At 63.4% G+C, this 15,960-nt stretch carries 15 protein-coding genes; 11 read left to right on the top strand and 4 right to left on the bottom strand.

The genetic code is table 11. From position 1 onward, the window contains the following. Nucleotides 1-19 precede the first annotated feature (19 nt). The 7 genes from FXN63_RS22930 (at nucleotide 20) to FXN63_RS22960 (ending at nucleotide 6,947) form a co-directional block, all read left to right on the top strand. Nucleotides 20-856 (top strand): thiazole synthase, encoded by an 837-nt coding sequence (locus tag FXN63_RS22930; protein ID WP_148817839.1) that lies wholly within the window; start codon nucleotides 20-22, stop codon nucleotides 854-856. 2 nt (nucleotides 857-858) lie between these two features. Next, the gene (thiD, locus tag FXN63_RS22935) at nucleotides 859-1,752 is read left to right on the top strand and encodes a bifunctional hydroxymethylpyrimidine kinase/phosphomethylpyrimidine kinase (protein ID WP_148817840.1); all 894 of its coding nucleotides are present in this window, start codon (nucleotides 859-861) and stop codon (nucleotides 1,750-1,752) included. A 21-nt stretch (nucleotides 1,753-1,773) separates the two neighbouring features. Then, nucleotides 1,774-2,442, top strand: a complete 669-nt coding sequence (locus FXN63_RS22940; RefSeq protein WP_187394996.1) for a TetR/AcrR family transcriptional regulator — start codon at nucleotides 1,774-1,776, stop codon at nucleotides 2,440-2,442. Between the two features lie 57 nt (nucleotides 2,443-2,499). Next, nucleotides 2,500-3,204: a protein-L-isoaspartate O-methyltransferase family protein gene (locus tag FXN63_RS22945; RefSeq protein ID WP_148817842.1), complete on the top strand. Its 705-nt coding sequence runs from the start codon at nucleotides 2,500-2,502 to the stop codon at nucleotides 3,202-3,204. 11 nt (nucleotides 3,205-3,215) lie between these two features. Next, nucleotides 3,216-4,544, top strand: coding sequence for a TolC family outer membrane protein (locus FXN63_RS22950; RefSeq protein ID WP_148817843.1), 1,329 nt, complete (start codon nucleotides 3,216-3,218; stop codon nucleotides 4,542-4,544). A 160-nt stretch (nucleotides 4,545-4,704) separates the two neighbouring features. Beyond that, nucleotides 4,705-5,679, top strand: coding sequence for a lipopolysaccharide heptosyltransferase I (gene waaC, locus FXN63_RS22955; RefSeq protein ID WP_148817844.1), 975 nt, complete (start codon nucleotides 4,705-4,707; stop codon nucleotides 5,677-5,679). Then, the gene (locus FXN63_RS22960; protein WP_148817845.1) at nucleotides 5,676-6,947 is read left to right on the top strand and encodes a 3-deoxy-D-manno-octulosonic acid transferase; all 1,272 of its coding nucleotides are present in this window, start codon (nucleotides 5,676-5,678) and stop codon (nucleotides 6,945-6,947) included. The genes waaC and FXN63_RS22960 overlap by 4 nt, the downstream gene beginning before the upstream one ends. Nucleotides 6,948-6,953: 6 nt before the next feature. On the opposite strand, the gene FXN63_RS22965 is transcribed toward FXN63_RS22960, so the two are convergent. The 4 genes from FXN63_RS22965 to hmgA form a co-directional block, all read right to left on the bottom strand. Continuing rightward, nucleotides 6,954-8,084, bottom strand: coding sequence for a glycosyltransferase (locus tag FXN63_RS22965; protein WP_148817846.1), 1,131 nt, complete (start codon nucleotides 8,082-8,084; stop codon nucleotides 6,954-6,956). 136 nt (nucleotides 8,085-8,220) lie between these two features. Continuing rightward, the gene (maiA, locus tag FXN63_RS22970; RefSeq protein WP_148817847.1) at nucleotides 8,221-8,895 is read right to left on the bottom strand and encodes a maleylacetoacetate isomerase; all 675 of its coding nucleotides are present in this window, start codon (nucleotides 8,893-8,895) and stop codon (nucleotides 8,221-8,223) included. Beyond that, nucleotides 8,895-10,226, bottom strand: coding sequence for a fumarylacetoacetase (gene fahA, locus FXN63_RS22975; protein WP_148817848.1), 1,332 nt, complete (start codon nucleotides 10,224-10,226; stop codon nucleotides 8,895-8,897). Before fahA ends, maiA begins: the two co-directional genes overlap by 1 nt. Then, nucleotides 10,223-11,563, bottom strand: coding sequence for a homogentisate 1,2-dioxygenase (hmgA, locus tag FXN63_RS22980; protein ID WP_148817849.1), 1,341 nt, complete (start codon nucleotides 11,561-11,563; stop codon nucleotides 10,223-10,225). Before hmgA ends, fahA begins: the two co-directional genes overlap by 4 nt. A 199-nt stretch (nucleotides 11,564-11,762) precedes the next feature. On the opposite strand from hmgA, the gene FXN63_RS22985 reads away from it, so the two are divergent. The 4 genes from FXN63_RS22985 to FXN63_RS23000 all read left to right on the top strand — a co-directional run bounded on the left by FXN63_RS22985 (nucleotide 11,763) and on the right by FXN63_RS23000 (nucleotide 15,931). Next, a complete protein-coding gene (locus FXN63_RS22985) occupies nucleotides 11,763-12,668 on the top strand; it encodes a LysR family transcriptional regulator (protein WP_148817850.1) in 906 nt (301 codons plus the stop codon). 181 nt (nucleotides 12,669-12,849) lie between these two features. Beyond that, on the top strand, nucleotides 12,850-13,893 hold the full coding sequence (gene gmd, locus FXN63_RS22990; RefSeq protein ID WP_148817851.1) for a GDP-mannose 4,6-dehydratase: 1,044 nt from the start codon (nucleotides 12,850-12,852) through the stop codon (nucleotides 13,891-13,893). 8 nt (nucleotides 13,894-13,901) lie between these two features. Next, nucleotides 13,902-14,795 carry a GDP-mannose 4,6-dehydratase gene (locus tag FXN63_RS22995; RefSeq protein WP_148817852.1) on the top strand — a complete coding sequence of 298 codons (894 nt, stop codon included), beginning with the start codon at nucleotides 13,902-13,904 and terminating at the stop codon, nucleotides 14,793-14,795. Then, the gene (locus tag FXN63_RS23000) at nucleotides 14,792-15,931 is read left to right on the top strand and encodes a glycosyltransferase family 4 protein (RefSeq protein ID WP_246164950.1); all 1,140 of its coding nucleotides are present in this window, start codon (nucleotides 14,792-14,794) and stop codon (nucleotides 15,929-15,931) included. Before FXN63_RS22995 ends, FXN63_RS23000 begins: the two co-directional genes overlap by 4 nt. The last annotated feature ends 29 nt before the right edge of the window (nucleotides 15,932-15,960 follow it).

Below are 15,960 nucleotides of genomic sequence, written 5' to 3' on the forward strand. Positions count from 1 at the left end.
GCCCGCAACGGAGATTTCCATGCAAGACGCACTGACGCAGGACACGCTGACCATCGCTGGCGTCGAATATCAATCTCGTTTGCTGGTGGGCACCGGCAAGTACCGCGATTTTGCGCAGACCCGCGAGGCGCTGGACGCCAGTGGCGCGCAGATCGTCACGGTGGCCATCCGCCGCACCAACCTGGGCCAGAACCCGGGCGAACCGAATCTGCTGGACTACCTGCCGGCCGACCGTTTCACGCTGCTGCCCAACACCGCCGGCTGCTACAGCGCCGACGATGCCGTGCGCACGCTGCGCCTGGCGCGTGAACTGCTGGACGGCCACGACCTGGTGAAGCTGGAAGTGCTGGGCGACCCGCACACGCTGTTCCCCAACATGCCCGAAACCCTGAAAGCCGCTGAAACCCTGGTGAAGGACGGCTTCAAGGTGATGGTGTATTGCACCGACGATCCGATCCAGAGCCGCATGCTGGAAGACATTGGCTGCGTGGCGATCATGCCGCTGGCGTCCTTGATCGGCTCGGGCATGGGCATTCTGAATCCGTGGAACCTGCGCCTGATCATCGATCAGTCGAAGGTGCCGGTGCTGGTCGATGCAGGTGTCGGCACCGCGTCGGACGCCGCCATTGCCATGGAACTGGGTTGTGACGGCGTGTTGATGAACACCGCAATTGCCGGTGCACAAGACCCGGTGCGCATGGCGCGGGCGATGAAAAAAGGTGTTGAAGCCGGCCGTGATGCCTACCTGGCTGGCCGCGTGCCGAAGAAGCTGTACAGCGCTGCCCCCAGCTCGCCGACCGAAGGCATGATCGGGAAGGCCGCAGACAGCAAGGCAACGGTCGGGAAGGCAGCATAAGCATGGCTTTCCCCCCGGTTTCTGCCGACCCGCGCGGCGCAAATGGTGCGAGCAAAGACGGTGCTGACAAAAATGCACGCAAAGGCACGATTGCCAATGCCTTGAGCATTGCGGGCATCGATCCCTCGGGCGGCGCAGGTGTGCTGGCCGACGTCAAAGCCATGAGCGCCATGGGTGCTTACGCCTGCGGCGTGATCGCCGCGTTGACTGCGCAAAGCACCCAGGGTGTGAGCGGCATCTTGCCGGTTGCCCCGGCGTTCGTGGGCGAGCAGATCGACACCTTGTTTGCCGATGTTCGCATCGATGCAGTGAAGATCGGTATGGTCGGGCAGCGCCCGGTCATTGAAATGGTGGCTGAGCGTCTGCAGCATTGGGCACCGAGCCGGGTGGTGCTGGACCCGGTGATGATTGCCAAGGGCGGCCATGCACTGCTGGAGCGCGATGCGGTTGGCGCACTGCGCGAAGGCCTGTTCCCGCTGGTGACGGTGCTGACGCCCAATTTGCCGGAAGCCGCCGCCTTGCTGGACCAGGCAGCCCCCGACAACCTGCGCGAAATGCGCCGCGCTGCCGAACGGCTGCGCGAAAAGCTGGGCCACAGCGGTCAGCGCTGGGTGCTGCTGAAAGGCGGCCACCTGCACGGCGATATGGCCATCGACCTGCTGCACGACGGCGATCAGATGATCGAGATGTCGGCTCCGCGCGTGGAAACACGCAATACCCACGGCACTGGCTGCACACTGAGCGCCGCGCTGGCCGCCTTGTTGGCCCAGGGCATCGACACCCCGATCGCGGCCAAACGGGCAAAGGCCTATCTGACCGAAGCCCTGCGCCACGCAGACCGGCTCGATGTCGGCAGCGGCCACGGGCCGGTGCATCACTTCCACGGCTGGTGGTAGGTCGCGGGTGATGTCATGGTGATGGACCTTCCAGACGGTGACACGGCGTCTGAGGACGCCGGGCCGGACTCGCCACGCTGGCGTCGCCGAAAGGCCTTTCGCAGCCGCGAAGTGCTGGACGCGGCGCTCGATGCCTTCGTTGCGCGAGGTTATGCCGGCACCCGGCTGGAAGATGTGGCACGCAGCGCGGGCGTGGCCAAGAGCACGCTGTACCTGTATTTCGCCAACAAGGAAGACCTGTTCAAGGCCGTAGTGCGCGACAGCATCGTGCCGATGATCGTCGAGGCCAGCCAGATCGTGGACCAATGGACCGGCAGCAGCGCCGCCCTGCTGGCCTTCCTGATCGAAGGCTGGTGGGAACGCATCGGCAACCTGCGCAGCTCGGGAATCATGAAGCTCGTGACCTCGGAAGCAGGCAATTTTCCGGGCATTGCGCGCTTTTATCTGGACGAAGTGATCACTCCGGGGCAGGCAATTTTCAGCCGGGCGTTGCAACGAGGCATCGATCACCAGGAATTTTCCTGTCCGGACGTGCCCGCCACGGTGCATGTGATTTGCAGCCCGGTAATGATGATGGCCCTCTGGGAGCACACGTTTGCGGGGGTTGCGGAGCGTCCGGCGTCAGCCGAACGTCAGCTCCAGGCGCTGATTACGACGCTGACACGCGGCCTTGCCACCACACCGTCATAGCGCAAGCTCGCGCGAACGCCTAAAATGCTGCGGTTGTCCATCCAGCCGCAGCGAGCCATGAACGCCACGACCCTGAACGATCTCGACGCCCCCCGCGACGAAGCACTCGAACAAGCCCGTTTTAATATGGTGGAACAGCAGATCCGCCCCTGGGACGTGCTCGATACGCGTGTCCTGGACCTGTTGTCCCAGGTTCGTCGTGAAAACTTCGTGCCGCCCACCCTGCGCGCGATGAGCTTCGTCGACATGGAAATTCCGCTGCGCGTTGGCGGCGTCGACACCGGCGAAACCATGCTGGCTCCCAAACTGGAAGCCCGTCTGCTGCAAGAACTGGCATTGAAGTCGACCGACTCGGTGCTGGAAATCGGTGCCGGTTCCGGCTACCAGGCGGCCCTGATGGCCAGCCAGGCCAACCAGGTCACCACCGTTGAAATCGATTCGCGTCTGGCTGCCTTTGCTCAGGAAAACCTGCAGCGCCAAGGCATCACCAATGTCCGCGTCGAAACTGGCGACGGACGCAGCGGCTGGGGCACCACCGAATACGAAGCCATTCTGGTCAGCGGTTCGGTCCCGGAAGTACCCGACGGCCTGAAGTATCAATTGCGCGTGGGTGGCCGCATGCTGGTCATCGTCGGTCAGGCACCGGTCATGACGGCCTGGCTGATCACCCGCACCACCGCTGCCAGCTTCGACTCGATTTCGCTGTTCGAAACCGTGGTGAAGCCCTTGCGTGGTACCAGCGTGTCGAAGTTCAAGTTCTAACGGAAATTGGCATGCGCCTGTCGTCGCGGGTCCTGCAGTTCATCGCGATCGTTGCGCCCCTTGCCTTTTGCCAACCTGCATCCGCGCTGGATCTGATCCAGAGCTATCGCGAGGCACTGGCCAACGATTCGACCTTTGCAGCCGCCCGTTACGCCAACCTCGCAGGGCAGGAACGTCTGCCCCAGGCGCGCGCCTTCCTGCTGCCCAATGTAGGAGCCAGCCTTGGCCGCACGCACGCCGAGAGCGACTCTGGTCCGTTCAGCGTCACCAACAACAGCACCGATCTGGGTCTGCAACTGACCCAACCGTTGTTCAATTGGTCGATCTGGCAGGGCTACGAGCAGTCCAAGCTCCTGGTGGCGATCAGCGATGCGCAGTTGATCCAGGCACGGCAGGACTTGGCGCTGCGTGTCAGCCAGGCATACTTCAATGTGCTGGCCGCGCAGGACGACCTGGTCTTCATCGCGGCACAGAAGTCCGCCATTTCGGAACAGCTGGCATCGGCCCAGCGCAATTTCGAGATCGGCACTGCCACCATCACCGACACGCATGAAGCCCAGGCCCGTTATGACCTGGTGATTGCCACCGAGCTGCAAGCGGAAAGCGCACTCGATCTGGCCCGGTCCGCCTTGCAGCAGGTGATCGGTACCTCACCCGGCCAGTTGGCAACGTTGCGAAGCAACGTCGAAGTGCCCGCCCCGCAGCCAGCGCGGGTAGACGACTGGATCAGCCAGGCAGTCACGCAGAACCTGAACGTGATTCAGTCGCAGCTCAATACCGAAGTGGCCGCGCGTTCGGTCGAAATCGCCAAGGCAGGCCATTTGCCTACCGTGGCACTGACGGCTTCGCTGGGCCGCAACGTGCAAGGCAATGCGCAGACGCAAAGCGGCGTTACCCTGCCGCGTGGCACCACCACACGGACCATTGGCGTGCAGGTGCTGGTGCCGGTGTTCTCGGGATACGCCACTTCGTCGCGCATTTCTGAGAGCGTGGCACTGCGCGAGAAAGCCCTGTTCGATCTGGAAAGCACGCGACGCAATGTGTCGCAGCTGACGCGCCAGGCCTACTTGGGCGTGACGTCCGGATTGGCGCAGATTCAGGCATTGAAAGCTGCCGAAGTATCGAGCCGCAGTGCGCTCGACGCCAACAAGACCGGCTACGAAGTGGGCGTGCGCATCAATATCGATGTGCTGAACGCACAGCAGCAGTTGTTCTCGACGCAGCGCGATCTGGCCCGCGCGCGCTACGACACACTGCAGAACAGCTTGCAACTGAAGTCAGCCATTGGCGTGCTGAGCGAAGCGGACGTGGAAGGCATCAACCGCCTGCTGGTGCCCTGAACGGCAGCATCTGACCGTGCTGGCGCGGTCCGCAAGACCAGCTTGCGCATCAGCGCAAACCGTTCAGCCAGGCAGGCCGGGCGCCTCTCGCACCCACCTGCCCCAATCCCAACAGGTAGAATCCCGGCTTTCATGCTCTTTGCGGTGATTGCCGCTGCCGATGTCTGCCTCCCGCATCCTGATCGTCAAGACTTCCTCGATGGGCGATATCGTCCATGCCCTGCCGGTGCTGCCCGATATCGCGCGGCACTTCCCTGGCGTGGCGATCGATTGGATCGCCGAAGAGAGCTTCACTGCCCTGCCTGCCCTGAGCACGCATGTCAGCGACGTGATTCCGGTTGCCTTGCGACGCTGGCGCAAGGCGTGGTGGTCGCCGCAGGTCCGGGCAGAACGGCAGGCATTTGCGGCCAAGCTGCGAACGCATAAATACCAGATGGTGATCGACCTGCAAGGCCTGATCAAATCGGCCCTGCTGGCGCTGCGCGCCCGCGGACCGGTACACGGTTACGGCCCGGGGTCGGGACGGGAAGCCGCAGCGTCATTGTTCTACACCCGTCGTCACCGCATCGCCTGGCACCAGCCGGCCGTGCTGCGCAACCGCACGCTGGCTGCGTACGCGCTGGGCTATACGCTGGATCGCCCCGCCGACTTCGGCCTGGATGCGGCCGCACTTGCCCGCGACGTGTCGATTGCCTTGCCCACGGGTTATGCCGCGATCATGCCGTCGGCCAGCCGCGCCACCAAGCTGTGGCCGGAAGACCGCTGGCATGCCGTGCTGCACCAATTGGCCGAACACGGAATTGCTGCGCGCCTGTTCGCAGGCAGCGATGAGGAGATTGCACGGGCCAAGCGCCTGGCTGCAGGTGTGCCCGGCGCTGAAGCCCTGCCGCGCATGGGCTTGCGCGAAGCCGCGCAGGTATTGGCGGGCTCGCGCCTGGTGATCGGGCTGGACAGCGGGTTGACCCACTTGGCGGGTGCGCTGGGCCGCCCCACCATCGGCATCTACTGTGATTACGAACCGACACTGGCCCCGGTGAACGGAGCGGGTTACACCGCCAGTCTGGGCGGACCGGGCAACCCGCCGCCGCTGGCTACCGTGCAGCACGCGGTCGAACAGGCCTTGCAGCCACGATGAGCCGACTGCTGTATTCCCTGTTGATGCGCCTGAGCGCCCCCTTGTTGTGGTTGCGCATGCGTCGACGCGCGCGCCAGGAGCCCAGCTACGGCGCGTATCCGAAAGAGCGGTTTGCGCTATATGGCGATCAGCCCGCGCCGCTGGTGCGTCCGGTGTGGATTCATGCAGTCAGCCTGGGCGAAACCCGGGCGGCCCAGCCTTTGATTCGCGCCGTCCTCGATCGTGGTCTGCCCGTGCTGCTGACCCACACCACCGCCACCGGTCGCGCCGAAGGCGGACGCCTGTTCAAGACCGAGATCGACAGCGGCCAGTTGCATCAGGCTTGGCTGCCCTATGACATGCCCGGGGCAATACGTCGCTTCTATGGCTACTTCGCCCCGCGCTGCGGCCTGCTGATCGAAACCGAAGTCTGGCCCAATGTGGTGGCCGAAGCAGCCAGCCACAATGTTCGCCTTGCCCTGGTCAGCGCACGTCTGTCGGCGCGGTCGGCGCGTCGTGCGGCGCGACTGGGCACGCTGGCCAAGGAAGCCTTCGGGGCACTTGATGCCGTGCTGGCGCAAACCGCCCAGGACGCACAGCGGCTGCGCGATGTGGGTGCACGCGATCCGCAGGTGGTGGGCAACCTGAAGTTCGACATCGCGCTGCCGGTCGATCAGATTGCGGAAGGCCGGGCATGGCGGCAGGCACTGAACCGGCAGGTGCTGGCCATTGCCAGCACACGTGAAGGTGAGGACGAAGGCTTCATTGCCGCCTTGAAACGGCAGCTACCGGCAGGCGGACCGCTGGTCTTGCTGATTCCGCGTCATCCGCAACGTTTCGACAATGTGGCCGCGATGCTGACGGCGGCGGGCATGCGTGTGCTGCGCCGCTCGGCGATGCAGGCAGGAGAAGCAGTACCCGACGACGTTCAAGTGATCCTGGGCGACACCCTGGGTGAGATGCCCCGGTTTTACGCCGCTGCAGACGTGGCCATCGTGGCTGGCAGCTTCGCGCCGCTGGGCGGACAGAATCTGATCGAAGCTGCCGCCTGCGGCGTGCCGGTGATCGTGGGCCCGCACACCTTCAATTTTGCGCAGGCATCCGATGATGCGGTCGAGGCCGGGGCAGCACTGCGGGTAACGGACGCAGCAGACGCTATCAGGACTGCGCTAGCGGTGCTGGCCGATCAGGCAAAGCAGACCGCCATGCGCACGGCGGCGGAACAATTCACTGCGGCCCACACCGGGGCGACGCAGCGCGTGGTGGATCACATCTCGGCGTGGTGGTAGCGGGTATCAGCGCGCCTGGCGCACTACGTCTCCGTACACCGCCAAAGTGCCATCGACCATTGCCGGGATCGAATAACGGCTCATCACCCGCTCGCGTCCGGCCTGGCCAAAACGTTGACGTAATGCCGGGTCTGCCGCCAGGGTGTCGATGGCAGTTGCCAAGGCATCGACATCGCGCACCGGCACCGTCAGGCCGCTTACGCCATCCGGGCTGACTTCGTTCACGCCGTTGCCAAGCGCGGTGTTGATGACCGGACGACCGCAGGCCATGGCCTCGGCCTGCACCAGGCCGAACGCCTCTGCCGGTTCGACCGATGAGAGGCAATACATGTCGCTGGCGTGATGCCAGGCCACCAGGTCGGCTTCCGGAATTTCACCGATCACATGCAGACGGCTGGATGCGTCGCTTTGCGCGGCGCGCTGGCGCAGTTCGGCTTCCAGCGGCCCCGTGCCACCCAGCACCAACTGCGCGCCGGACTTGGCCACCGCATCGATCAACACGTCGAAGCCCTTATAGCCAACCTGTCGTCCCAATGCAAAAACCAGGGGCTGGGGACCATAGGCCGCACGAAGTTCGGCAGCGCGAGCCAATACGGCGGGCGTTGGTTCGCAGCGCGCCGCATCAATGCCATACGGCACCACATGCACCCGCTCACGGGGCGCAATCATGTCCAGCTGACGCGAATCTGCGTGTCGCGCGGTAGCAACCAGCACGGCAGCAGGCTTGCGCAGGGCCAGCGTGGCGAACTGCCGGTACACGGCACCCACCACACGCTGACGCACGATGTCGGAATGCCAGCTGATGACGACCGGAATACGGCCGGCGACCAGACTGGCCACGCCGTGTGCAAAGGGGTCGGGGAAATGCAGGTGGATCAGGTCCACGCCCTGCGCAATCACGCGACGTGCCTCGCGCACCATTTGCCAGGAGATCGGCTGGCTGCCCAGCATGGTGGCCATGGGCGCGTCAATGATGTTCACGCCGCGCACCTGGCTTTCGTGCCGCGTCTGTTCGCCATAGACCAGATTGGTGACCGACACGCCGCGCGCCGCCAAGCCTTCGCTCAGGGTCTGGACGTGACGTTCAATACCGCCGTGGCGGGCGATCGGAAACTTGCCGAAAAACAGGACGCGCATGGGCGGGCAGCTGAAAAGTCGAAATCGACCCGCATGCTAACGCACGCGTGGCCGAATACCCGCCGGGCACGCCGAACGGCCATGATCGGGCTTGCACGATCAAGCCGGCGTACCCGGTGGGGATATTCGTCTTGACCTACTCTGCGTCAGCCTGCCTGGATGGATGCGCTGCCTGGAACGCGGGCAAGGCATTGCAGGCCGCATCGATTGCCACCAGACGCGGGTAGCGACTGACATCGATGTTGAAACGGCGCGCGTTGAACATCTGCGGAATCAGGCAACAGTCGGCCAGGCCCGGCGTGTCGCCCACGCAATACCGCCCTTCCCCGCCCGCCAGGTAAAGCTCCAGCGCCGCAAACCCTTCGCTGATCCAATGCGTCAACCAAGCCTGCCGCGCATCCGGCGTCATGCCGAATTCCTGCGTCAGATACTTCAGGGTGCGCAGATTGTTCAGCGGGTGAATGTCGCAGGCGATGGTCAACGCAATCTCGCGTGCCCGTGCACGCGCCACCGGATCAACTGGCAACAAGGCCGGTGCGGGGTGGCGCTCTTCCAGATATTCCAGAATCGCCAGCGACTGGGTGATGCGCACGTCATCCTGCTCGAACGTCGGCACCAGGCCCAGCGGGTTGTGCGCCCGGTATGCCGGCAGCAGTTGCTGACCGCCATCACGCACCAGATGCACCGGGTGGCTCTGGAAGCTCAGCCCCTTGAGTGCCAGACCGATACGCACCCGATAGGCCGCCGAGCTGCGGAAGTAATCGAACAGGTTGATAGGGGAGCCAGCACCGCCGCTTTGCGGGGCGCTCATCACAGCCCCCGTGCCGGTAATACCTCGCCCCGAACTTCGCCAAAGCCAATACGCACAAAACCGTCGCGCTGTGCCTGGCCCCGGAAGATCACTTCGTCGCCGTCTTGCAGGAAGCTGCGGGTTTCGCCGGAAACCAGCGTCAGCGGCTGCTTGCCGCCGCTGCTCAGTTCAAGCATGGAACCGGCGGCATCGGGCGTTGGGCCGGACAAGGTGCCACTGCCCAGCAAGTCGCCCGGTTGCAGATTGCAGCCATTGACCGTCTGGTGCGTCACCATCTGCGACACGCTCCAGTACGCGTCGCTCAAGTTGGATCGCGACAGGCGCTGCGGCGGCAAGTCTGCCTCGCGCATGGACTGGGTCGACAGGAAGACTTCCAATTGCACGTCGAAAGCACCGTACTCGCGCAAGTCCGGTGAATCCAGATAGGGCAAGGGTTGAGGGTCGTCTCTGTCGCGCGTCCAGGCCTGTCGATACGGCGCCAGCGCTTCCAGCGTGACGATCCACGGCGACAGCGTCGACGCAAAACTCTTGGACAGGAAGGGGCCCAGCGGCTGGTATTCCCACGCCTGAATGTCACGTGCCGACCAGTCGTTGAACAAGCCCAGACCGAACACATGCGACTCGGCATCGGCAATGCTCACCGGCTCACCCAAGGCATTACCACAACCGATGTACACCGCCATCTCAAGTTCATAGTCCAGCCGCTGCGCCGGTCCCAACACCGGCACGTCCGCAGTCGGTGCCTTGATCTGCCCCACCGGCCGACGGAACCCCTGCCCGGAAATCACGATCGACGATGCACGCCCGTGGTACCCGATCGGTACCCACTTGTAGTTGGGCAGCAGCGGATTGTCGGGGCGGAACTGCTTGCCGATGGTCGTGGCGTGGTGAATCGAGGTGTAGAAATCGGTGTAGTCGCCAATGCGTGCAGGCACGGCGTATTCCGCTTCGGTCTGCGGCACCAGCGCGCTGTTCAGCCGCGCAGCTTGCGGGGCATCCATACGCAACGCCCGCGACAAGGCCAGGCGCAGTGCCGACCATGCCGGCTGGCCCAGCGCCATCAAGGCATTGACGGTCGGGGATGCCGCTGCTTCAAGCGCCTGACGCGCAAGCGGCTCGACCTCGGCAAAGGCACCGCTTCCGCGCACCACGGTCAGGTCGAGAATCTGGTCGCCAATCGCCACGCCAACCCGGAACGCTTCGTCACTGTGACGACGGCGAAACACGCCGTAAGGCAGATTCTGGATTGGGAAATCAGTGTTCTCGACGTTGGCAGAGGCCACCCAGCTTTTCAGGCCGGCGTCGTGGGTTTCATTCAAGCGGATGCTCATTGCTGCTCCGGGGTGAAGTGCTTTTTGATGTCCAGCCAGCAACGGAAGTAGTTGGCTTGCAGTTGCGACGATTCGAGGGCGAAACGCGTGGGCCGGATGACATGACGGGTTTCGAACATGAATGCCATGGTCGCGTCGATCTTGTGCGGTTTGCTGGTGTCGGCCTGACTGGCTTTCTCGAACGTGCCCGCATCGGGGCCGTGCCCACTCATGCAGTTGTGCAGGCTGGCACCGCCCGGCTGGAAACCTTCGGCCTTGGCATCGTATTGGCCGTGGATCAGGCCCATGAATTCGCTGGCCACGTTGCGGTGGAACCAGGGCGGACGGAAGGTATCTTCGGCCGCCAGCCAGCGCGGCGGGAAGATCACGAAGTCGATGGTGTCCACACCCGGCGTGTCTGACAGCGACTGCAAGACCAGGAAAATCGACGGGTCAGGATGATCGAAGCTGATCGAGCCGATGGTATTGAAGTGGCGCAGATCGTATTTGCAGGGGGCGTAGTTGCCGTGCCAGGCCACGACGTCGAGCGGCGAATGATCCAGGTCGGCCTGCCACAGGTTGCCCAGGAATTTGGCCACCAGCTTGAAATCACCATCCACATCTTCGTACCAGGCGGTCGGCGTCTGGAAGTCGCGCGGGTTGGCCAGGCCGTTCGAGCCAATCGGCCCCAGGTCGGGCAGGCGGAATGGCGCACCGAAGTTCTCGCAGACATAGCCGCGCGCGGTGCCGTCGGGCAGTTCCACCTTGAAGCGGATGCCACGCGGAATCAGCACGATTTCCAGCGGTTCGGCGTCGATCACGCCCAGTTCGGTCAGCACCCGCAGCCGGCCTTGCTGCGGCACGATCAACAATTCACCGTCGGCGTTGTAGAAGAAACGCTTCATCGACCGGTTGGCCACGTATAGATGGATGCCGATACCGGTCTGCGCTTCCGGGCCGCCATTGCCGGCCATGGTCACCAGGCCGTCGATGAAGTCCACCGCCAGATCGGCGGGCGGTTCCGGCAACGGGTCCCAACGCAGCTGATTCGGCGGCGTGGGCACTTGCGCGAACTCGCTGTGGAAGCGCTTGTTGTCGATCTGCACGAAAGGCGTGTGCGCAGCAGCCGGCCGGATGCGGTAGAGCCAGCTGCGACGGTTGTTGTGGCGCGGTGCCGTGAAGGCGCTGCCGGAAACCTGCTCGGCGTACAGGCCGTAGGGGCACAGCTGGGGCGAATTGCGCCCGACCGGCAAGGCTCCAGGCAGTGCCTCGGTGGCAAATTCGTTGGCGAAGCCGGTCTGGTAGCCGGGCAACGGAGAAGAGCCGGACGATTGTCCGACAGTGGGTGCAGTGCTCATGCCTGTCTCCTGACATTGCGGACCATCTTGGCAGCCTGTTCATGCAGGCGCGCGTGGTCGTCGGCGCATTATGGGATGGCTCTGCTACCCATTGCATCATCAATAGATGAATAATCTATATTCACAATATGAATACACGAATCGTCATGCGGGTATTCGTAAAACGCGATACGTCGATGCCAGTAAACCCGAGCCAGCCATGAAATCCCTGCGTGATCTCGACCTGAACCTGCTGGTGGTGTTCCACGAAATCCTGAGAGCACGCCAGATTTCGGCTGCAGCGCAAGCGCTTGGCATGTCACAACCTGCGGTCAGCAATGCCCTGGCCAGATTGCGGCAAAGCTTCGACGATGCGCTGTTCGTTCGCACCACGGCCGGCATGCAACCCACGCCGCTGGCTGAACAACTGGCCGAGCCCGTGGCGGCCGCGCTGGCCTTGCTGCAAACGGGGCTGTCCCCGCGTGAACATTTCGACCCCGCCGCCAGCACCCGTACCTTCACGATTGCCATGACCGACGTGGCCGACATCCATTTCATGCCGGCCCTGGTGCGACACTGTGCGGATGCCGCGCCACAGGTGCACATTGCGGTGGTGCGGGCCTCTGGCACGGAATTGTCGAGCGGCCTGGAATCCGGCCGTATCGACCTGGCTGTGGGTGCCTACGACGACATGTCGAGCAGCCATTTCCAGCAGCGCCTGTTTCAGCAGGACTGTGTGACGATTCATCGTCAGGGGCATGTATTCGGCGACGGCCCGGTGAATCTGGACACGTTTCGCGCCGCCCGTCACCTGCTGGTGACAGAATCGGCCAGCCCGTATCAACAGATCAGACAGGGGCTGGAACGCGCCGGCATTCGCAGCGACGCTGCCATGCAGGTACCCAGCTTATTGAGCGCGCCGTTGATCGTGGCCGACAGCGACCTGGTGGCTACCGTTCCCCGGCGTCTGGCCGAGCGGATGTCAGCTGCGCTTGGTCTGGGCTTCATCAAACCGCCGATCAGGCTGCCCCTTCTTCATACGAATAGCTTCTGGCATCGTCGGTTTCATCAAGACCCGGGCAATCGGTGGCTTCGGGCCCTGATTTCGTCGACATTTTCAACTTGAGACGATTTCATCAGCCCGATCTAGCAGCGTAATGAGGCGTTCACGCCACGAACGTGAATAACTGGGCAGTTAACGCCGTCTATAATGCTCGGCTTCTCGCGGCCTGCCATATCTACATTACGGCACGCCGCGTTTTTGACTTTTTCACCAATCCAAGCCATTCCTGGAGCCGATTCCGCTCATGTCGAACACCAAATCCGCGATCATCACTGGCATCACCGGACAGGACGGTGCCTACCTGGCGCAATTGCTGCTCGAGAAGGGCTATACGGTTCACGGCACGTATCGCCGCACCAGCTCGGTCAACTTCTGGCGTATCGAAGAACTCGGCATCCAGAATCACCCGAATCTGAAGCTGGTCGAGTATGACCTGACCGACCTGAGCGCAAGCATCCGTCTGCTGCAGGAAACCGGTGCCACCGAGGTGTACAACCTGGCGGCACAAAGCTTCGTCGGCGTGTCCTTTGCACAACCGCACACCACCACGGAAATCACCGCCGTCGGCGTGCTGAACCTGCTGGAAGCCATCCGCATCGTCAACACCAAGATCCGCTTCTACCAAGCGTCGACCTCGGAAATGTTCGGCAAGGTGCAGGCCATTCCGCAGACCGAAGAAACGCCCTTCTACCCGCGCAGCCCCTACGGCGTGGCCAAGCTGTACGGCCACTGGATGACGATCAACTATCGTGAGTCCTACGGCATCTTCGGTGCCAGCGGCATCTTGTTCAACCACGAATCCCCGCTGCGCGGCCGCGAGTTCGTGACCCGCAAGATCACCGACACCGTCGCCAAGATCAAGCTGGGCAAGGCCGAAGTGCTGGAACTGGGCAACCTGGATGCCAAGCGCGACTGGGGCTTCGCCAAGGAATACGTGGAAGGCATGTGGCGCATGCTGCAAGCCGATGAGCCGGACACCTACGTGCTGGCCACCAACCGTACCGAAACCGTCCGCAGCTTCGTGGAACTGGCGTTCAAGGCCGTCGACATCGAAATCGTCTGGAGCGGCAAGGAAGAGCAGGAAATCGGCAAGTGCGCCAAGAGCGGCAAGGTCTTGGTCCGCATCAACCCGCAGTTCTACCGCCCGGCCGAAGTCGAACTGCTGATCGGCAGCCCCGACAAGGCCACCAAGGCACTGGGCTGGAAGCCGACCACCACGCTGGAAGAGCTGTGCGCGATGATGGTCAAGGCTGATCTGGAACGCAACGAACGCGGCGCTTCCTTCTAAGGATGACGATGCCGACCACTGCACTCGTAACAGGTGCCTCGGGTTTCACGGGGCGTTATATGGTCCGCGCGCTTCAGGCGCAAGGTGTGCATGTGGTCGCGCTCGCAAGCGGCGCGGGTGCCGACACCACGCTGGCCTGCGACCTGACCAACGCCCAGGAAGTCGAGGCGGTGGTTGCCCAGGCGGCACCCGACTGGGTGATCCATCTGGCGGCGCTGTCCTTTGTCGGCCATGCCGATCAGGAAGCGTTCTATCGGGTCAATGTGTTCGGCACCTTGAATTTGCTGGCCGCCCTGGCCAAGCAAGCCAAGCAGCCTTCGCGTGTGCTGATCGCCAGCAGCGCCAATATCTATGGCACGCCCGGCATCGAGATCATCGATGAAGACGTGCGGCCCGCGCCGGTGAACCACTACGCGTGCAGCAAGCTGGCCATGGAACACATGGTGGCAACCTGGTTCGAGCGCCTGCCGATCGTGGTCGTGCGGCCCTTCAACTACACCGGCCCGGGTCAGGACGAACGTTTCCTGATCCCCAAGATCGTCGGTCACTTCGCACGCCGTGCACCCACCATCGAGCTGGGCAATCTGGACGTCAGCCGTGACTTCTCGGACGTCCGCGACGTGGTTGCCGCCTACATGGGCTTGCTGAATTCCGACGCACGCAGCCAGTTCGTCAATGTATGTTCGGGTCGGGCAATTGCCCTGCGCGAAGTGATCGCCATGGCGGAAAACCTGGCCGGTTACACCATCGACGTGCGGGTGAACCCCGCCTTCGTGCGTGCCAACGAAATTCCCGTGCTGCGCGGCGACGATCGCCGCCTGCAGGAAATCGTCGGCCCGCGTCAGCCGATTGCCTTCGAGCAAACCTTGCGCGACATGCTCGTCCACGGCGGCACCGCGTGACGCTGAAGGTCGGTTTTGGTGCAACGGTGTGGGCGCGTGGCGTACAGACCAAGCACCTGGACGGCATCGGCGTCTACACGCGGGCGCTGTGGCAGGCCATGGAAGCGCGCAGCGACGTCCAGCCCGTGCCTTATGTATTGGCACCCAATCCGTCGACCATGCCCTGTGGCATGCCGGCGGTGCTGACCGAACACTTCCCCGCCCTGGCACTGCGCAGCGCCTTGCTGGGCGCACCGCGCCAGCTGTCTGCCAAGCTGCGCCGTGAAGTCGATGTATTCCACGCCACCGACCACCACATCCCGCGTCTTTCTGGCGTGCCGGTGGTGGCAACGGTCATGGACCTGATCCCGCTGATCCACCCGGAATGGGTGTCCACACATCGGCGTCGGCTGAAAAACTGGCTGTTCGGGCGCAGCATTGGCTGGGCAGACCAGATCATCACGATCTCTGACTTCAGCAAGCGCGACATCGTGCAGCACCTGGGCGTGCCTGCCGAGCGTGTTCATGTGACACCGCTGGGTGTCGAGTCGGAATACTTCATCCGTCACGACGATGCCACACGTGCTGCCGCGCTGGCAGAACATGGCCTGTCGCCTGGCTTTTTCATGTTTGTCGGCACCCTGCAGCCACGCAAGAACCTGGCTGCGGCGCTCGCCGCCCACGGCAAATTGCCGGCCGAGCTGCGCAAACGCCATCCGCTGGTGGTGATCGGGCGCAATGGCTGGGGCGTGGAAGACATGGTGGACACCTTGCGTGCACGGCAGGACGCTGGCGAAGCACGCTGGCTGGAATACCTGCCGCGACAGAACGTGATTGCGCTGATGCAAAGCGCAGCTGCGATGGTGTTCGTGTCTCGTTATGAAGGCTTCGGATTGCCGGTGATCGAGGCCTTCGCGGCCCAGTGTCCGGTCATCTGTTCCAACACGACCTCGCTGCCGGCGGTGGCGGGCGATGCCGCTCTGCAGGTCGACCCCATGGACGACGACGCCATCTCCCTGGCCATGCGTGAAGTGCTGGAAGACCATGCCGGCGTCGCGCGACGCATTGAGCTGGGCATTGCCCGGGCCCGTTCGTACACCTGGCAGGCCTGTGCCGAGCAGACATTGCGCGTTTACCGACGCGCGGCAAAGGTATGAAAGGCCCTATGCGATCGCATTGAATCGAA

Source organism: Pigmentiphaga aceris, from assembly GCF_008119665.1.
Classification (GTDB): Bacteria; Pseudomonadota; Gammaproteobacteria; order Burkholderiales; family Burkholderiaceae_B; genus Pigmentiphaga; species Pigmentiphaga aceris.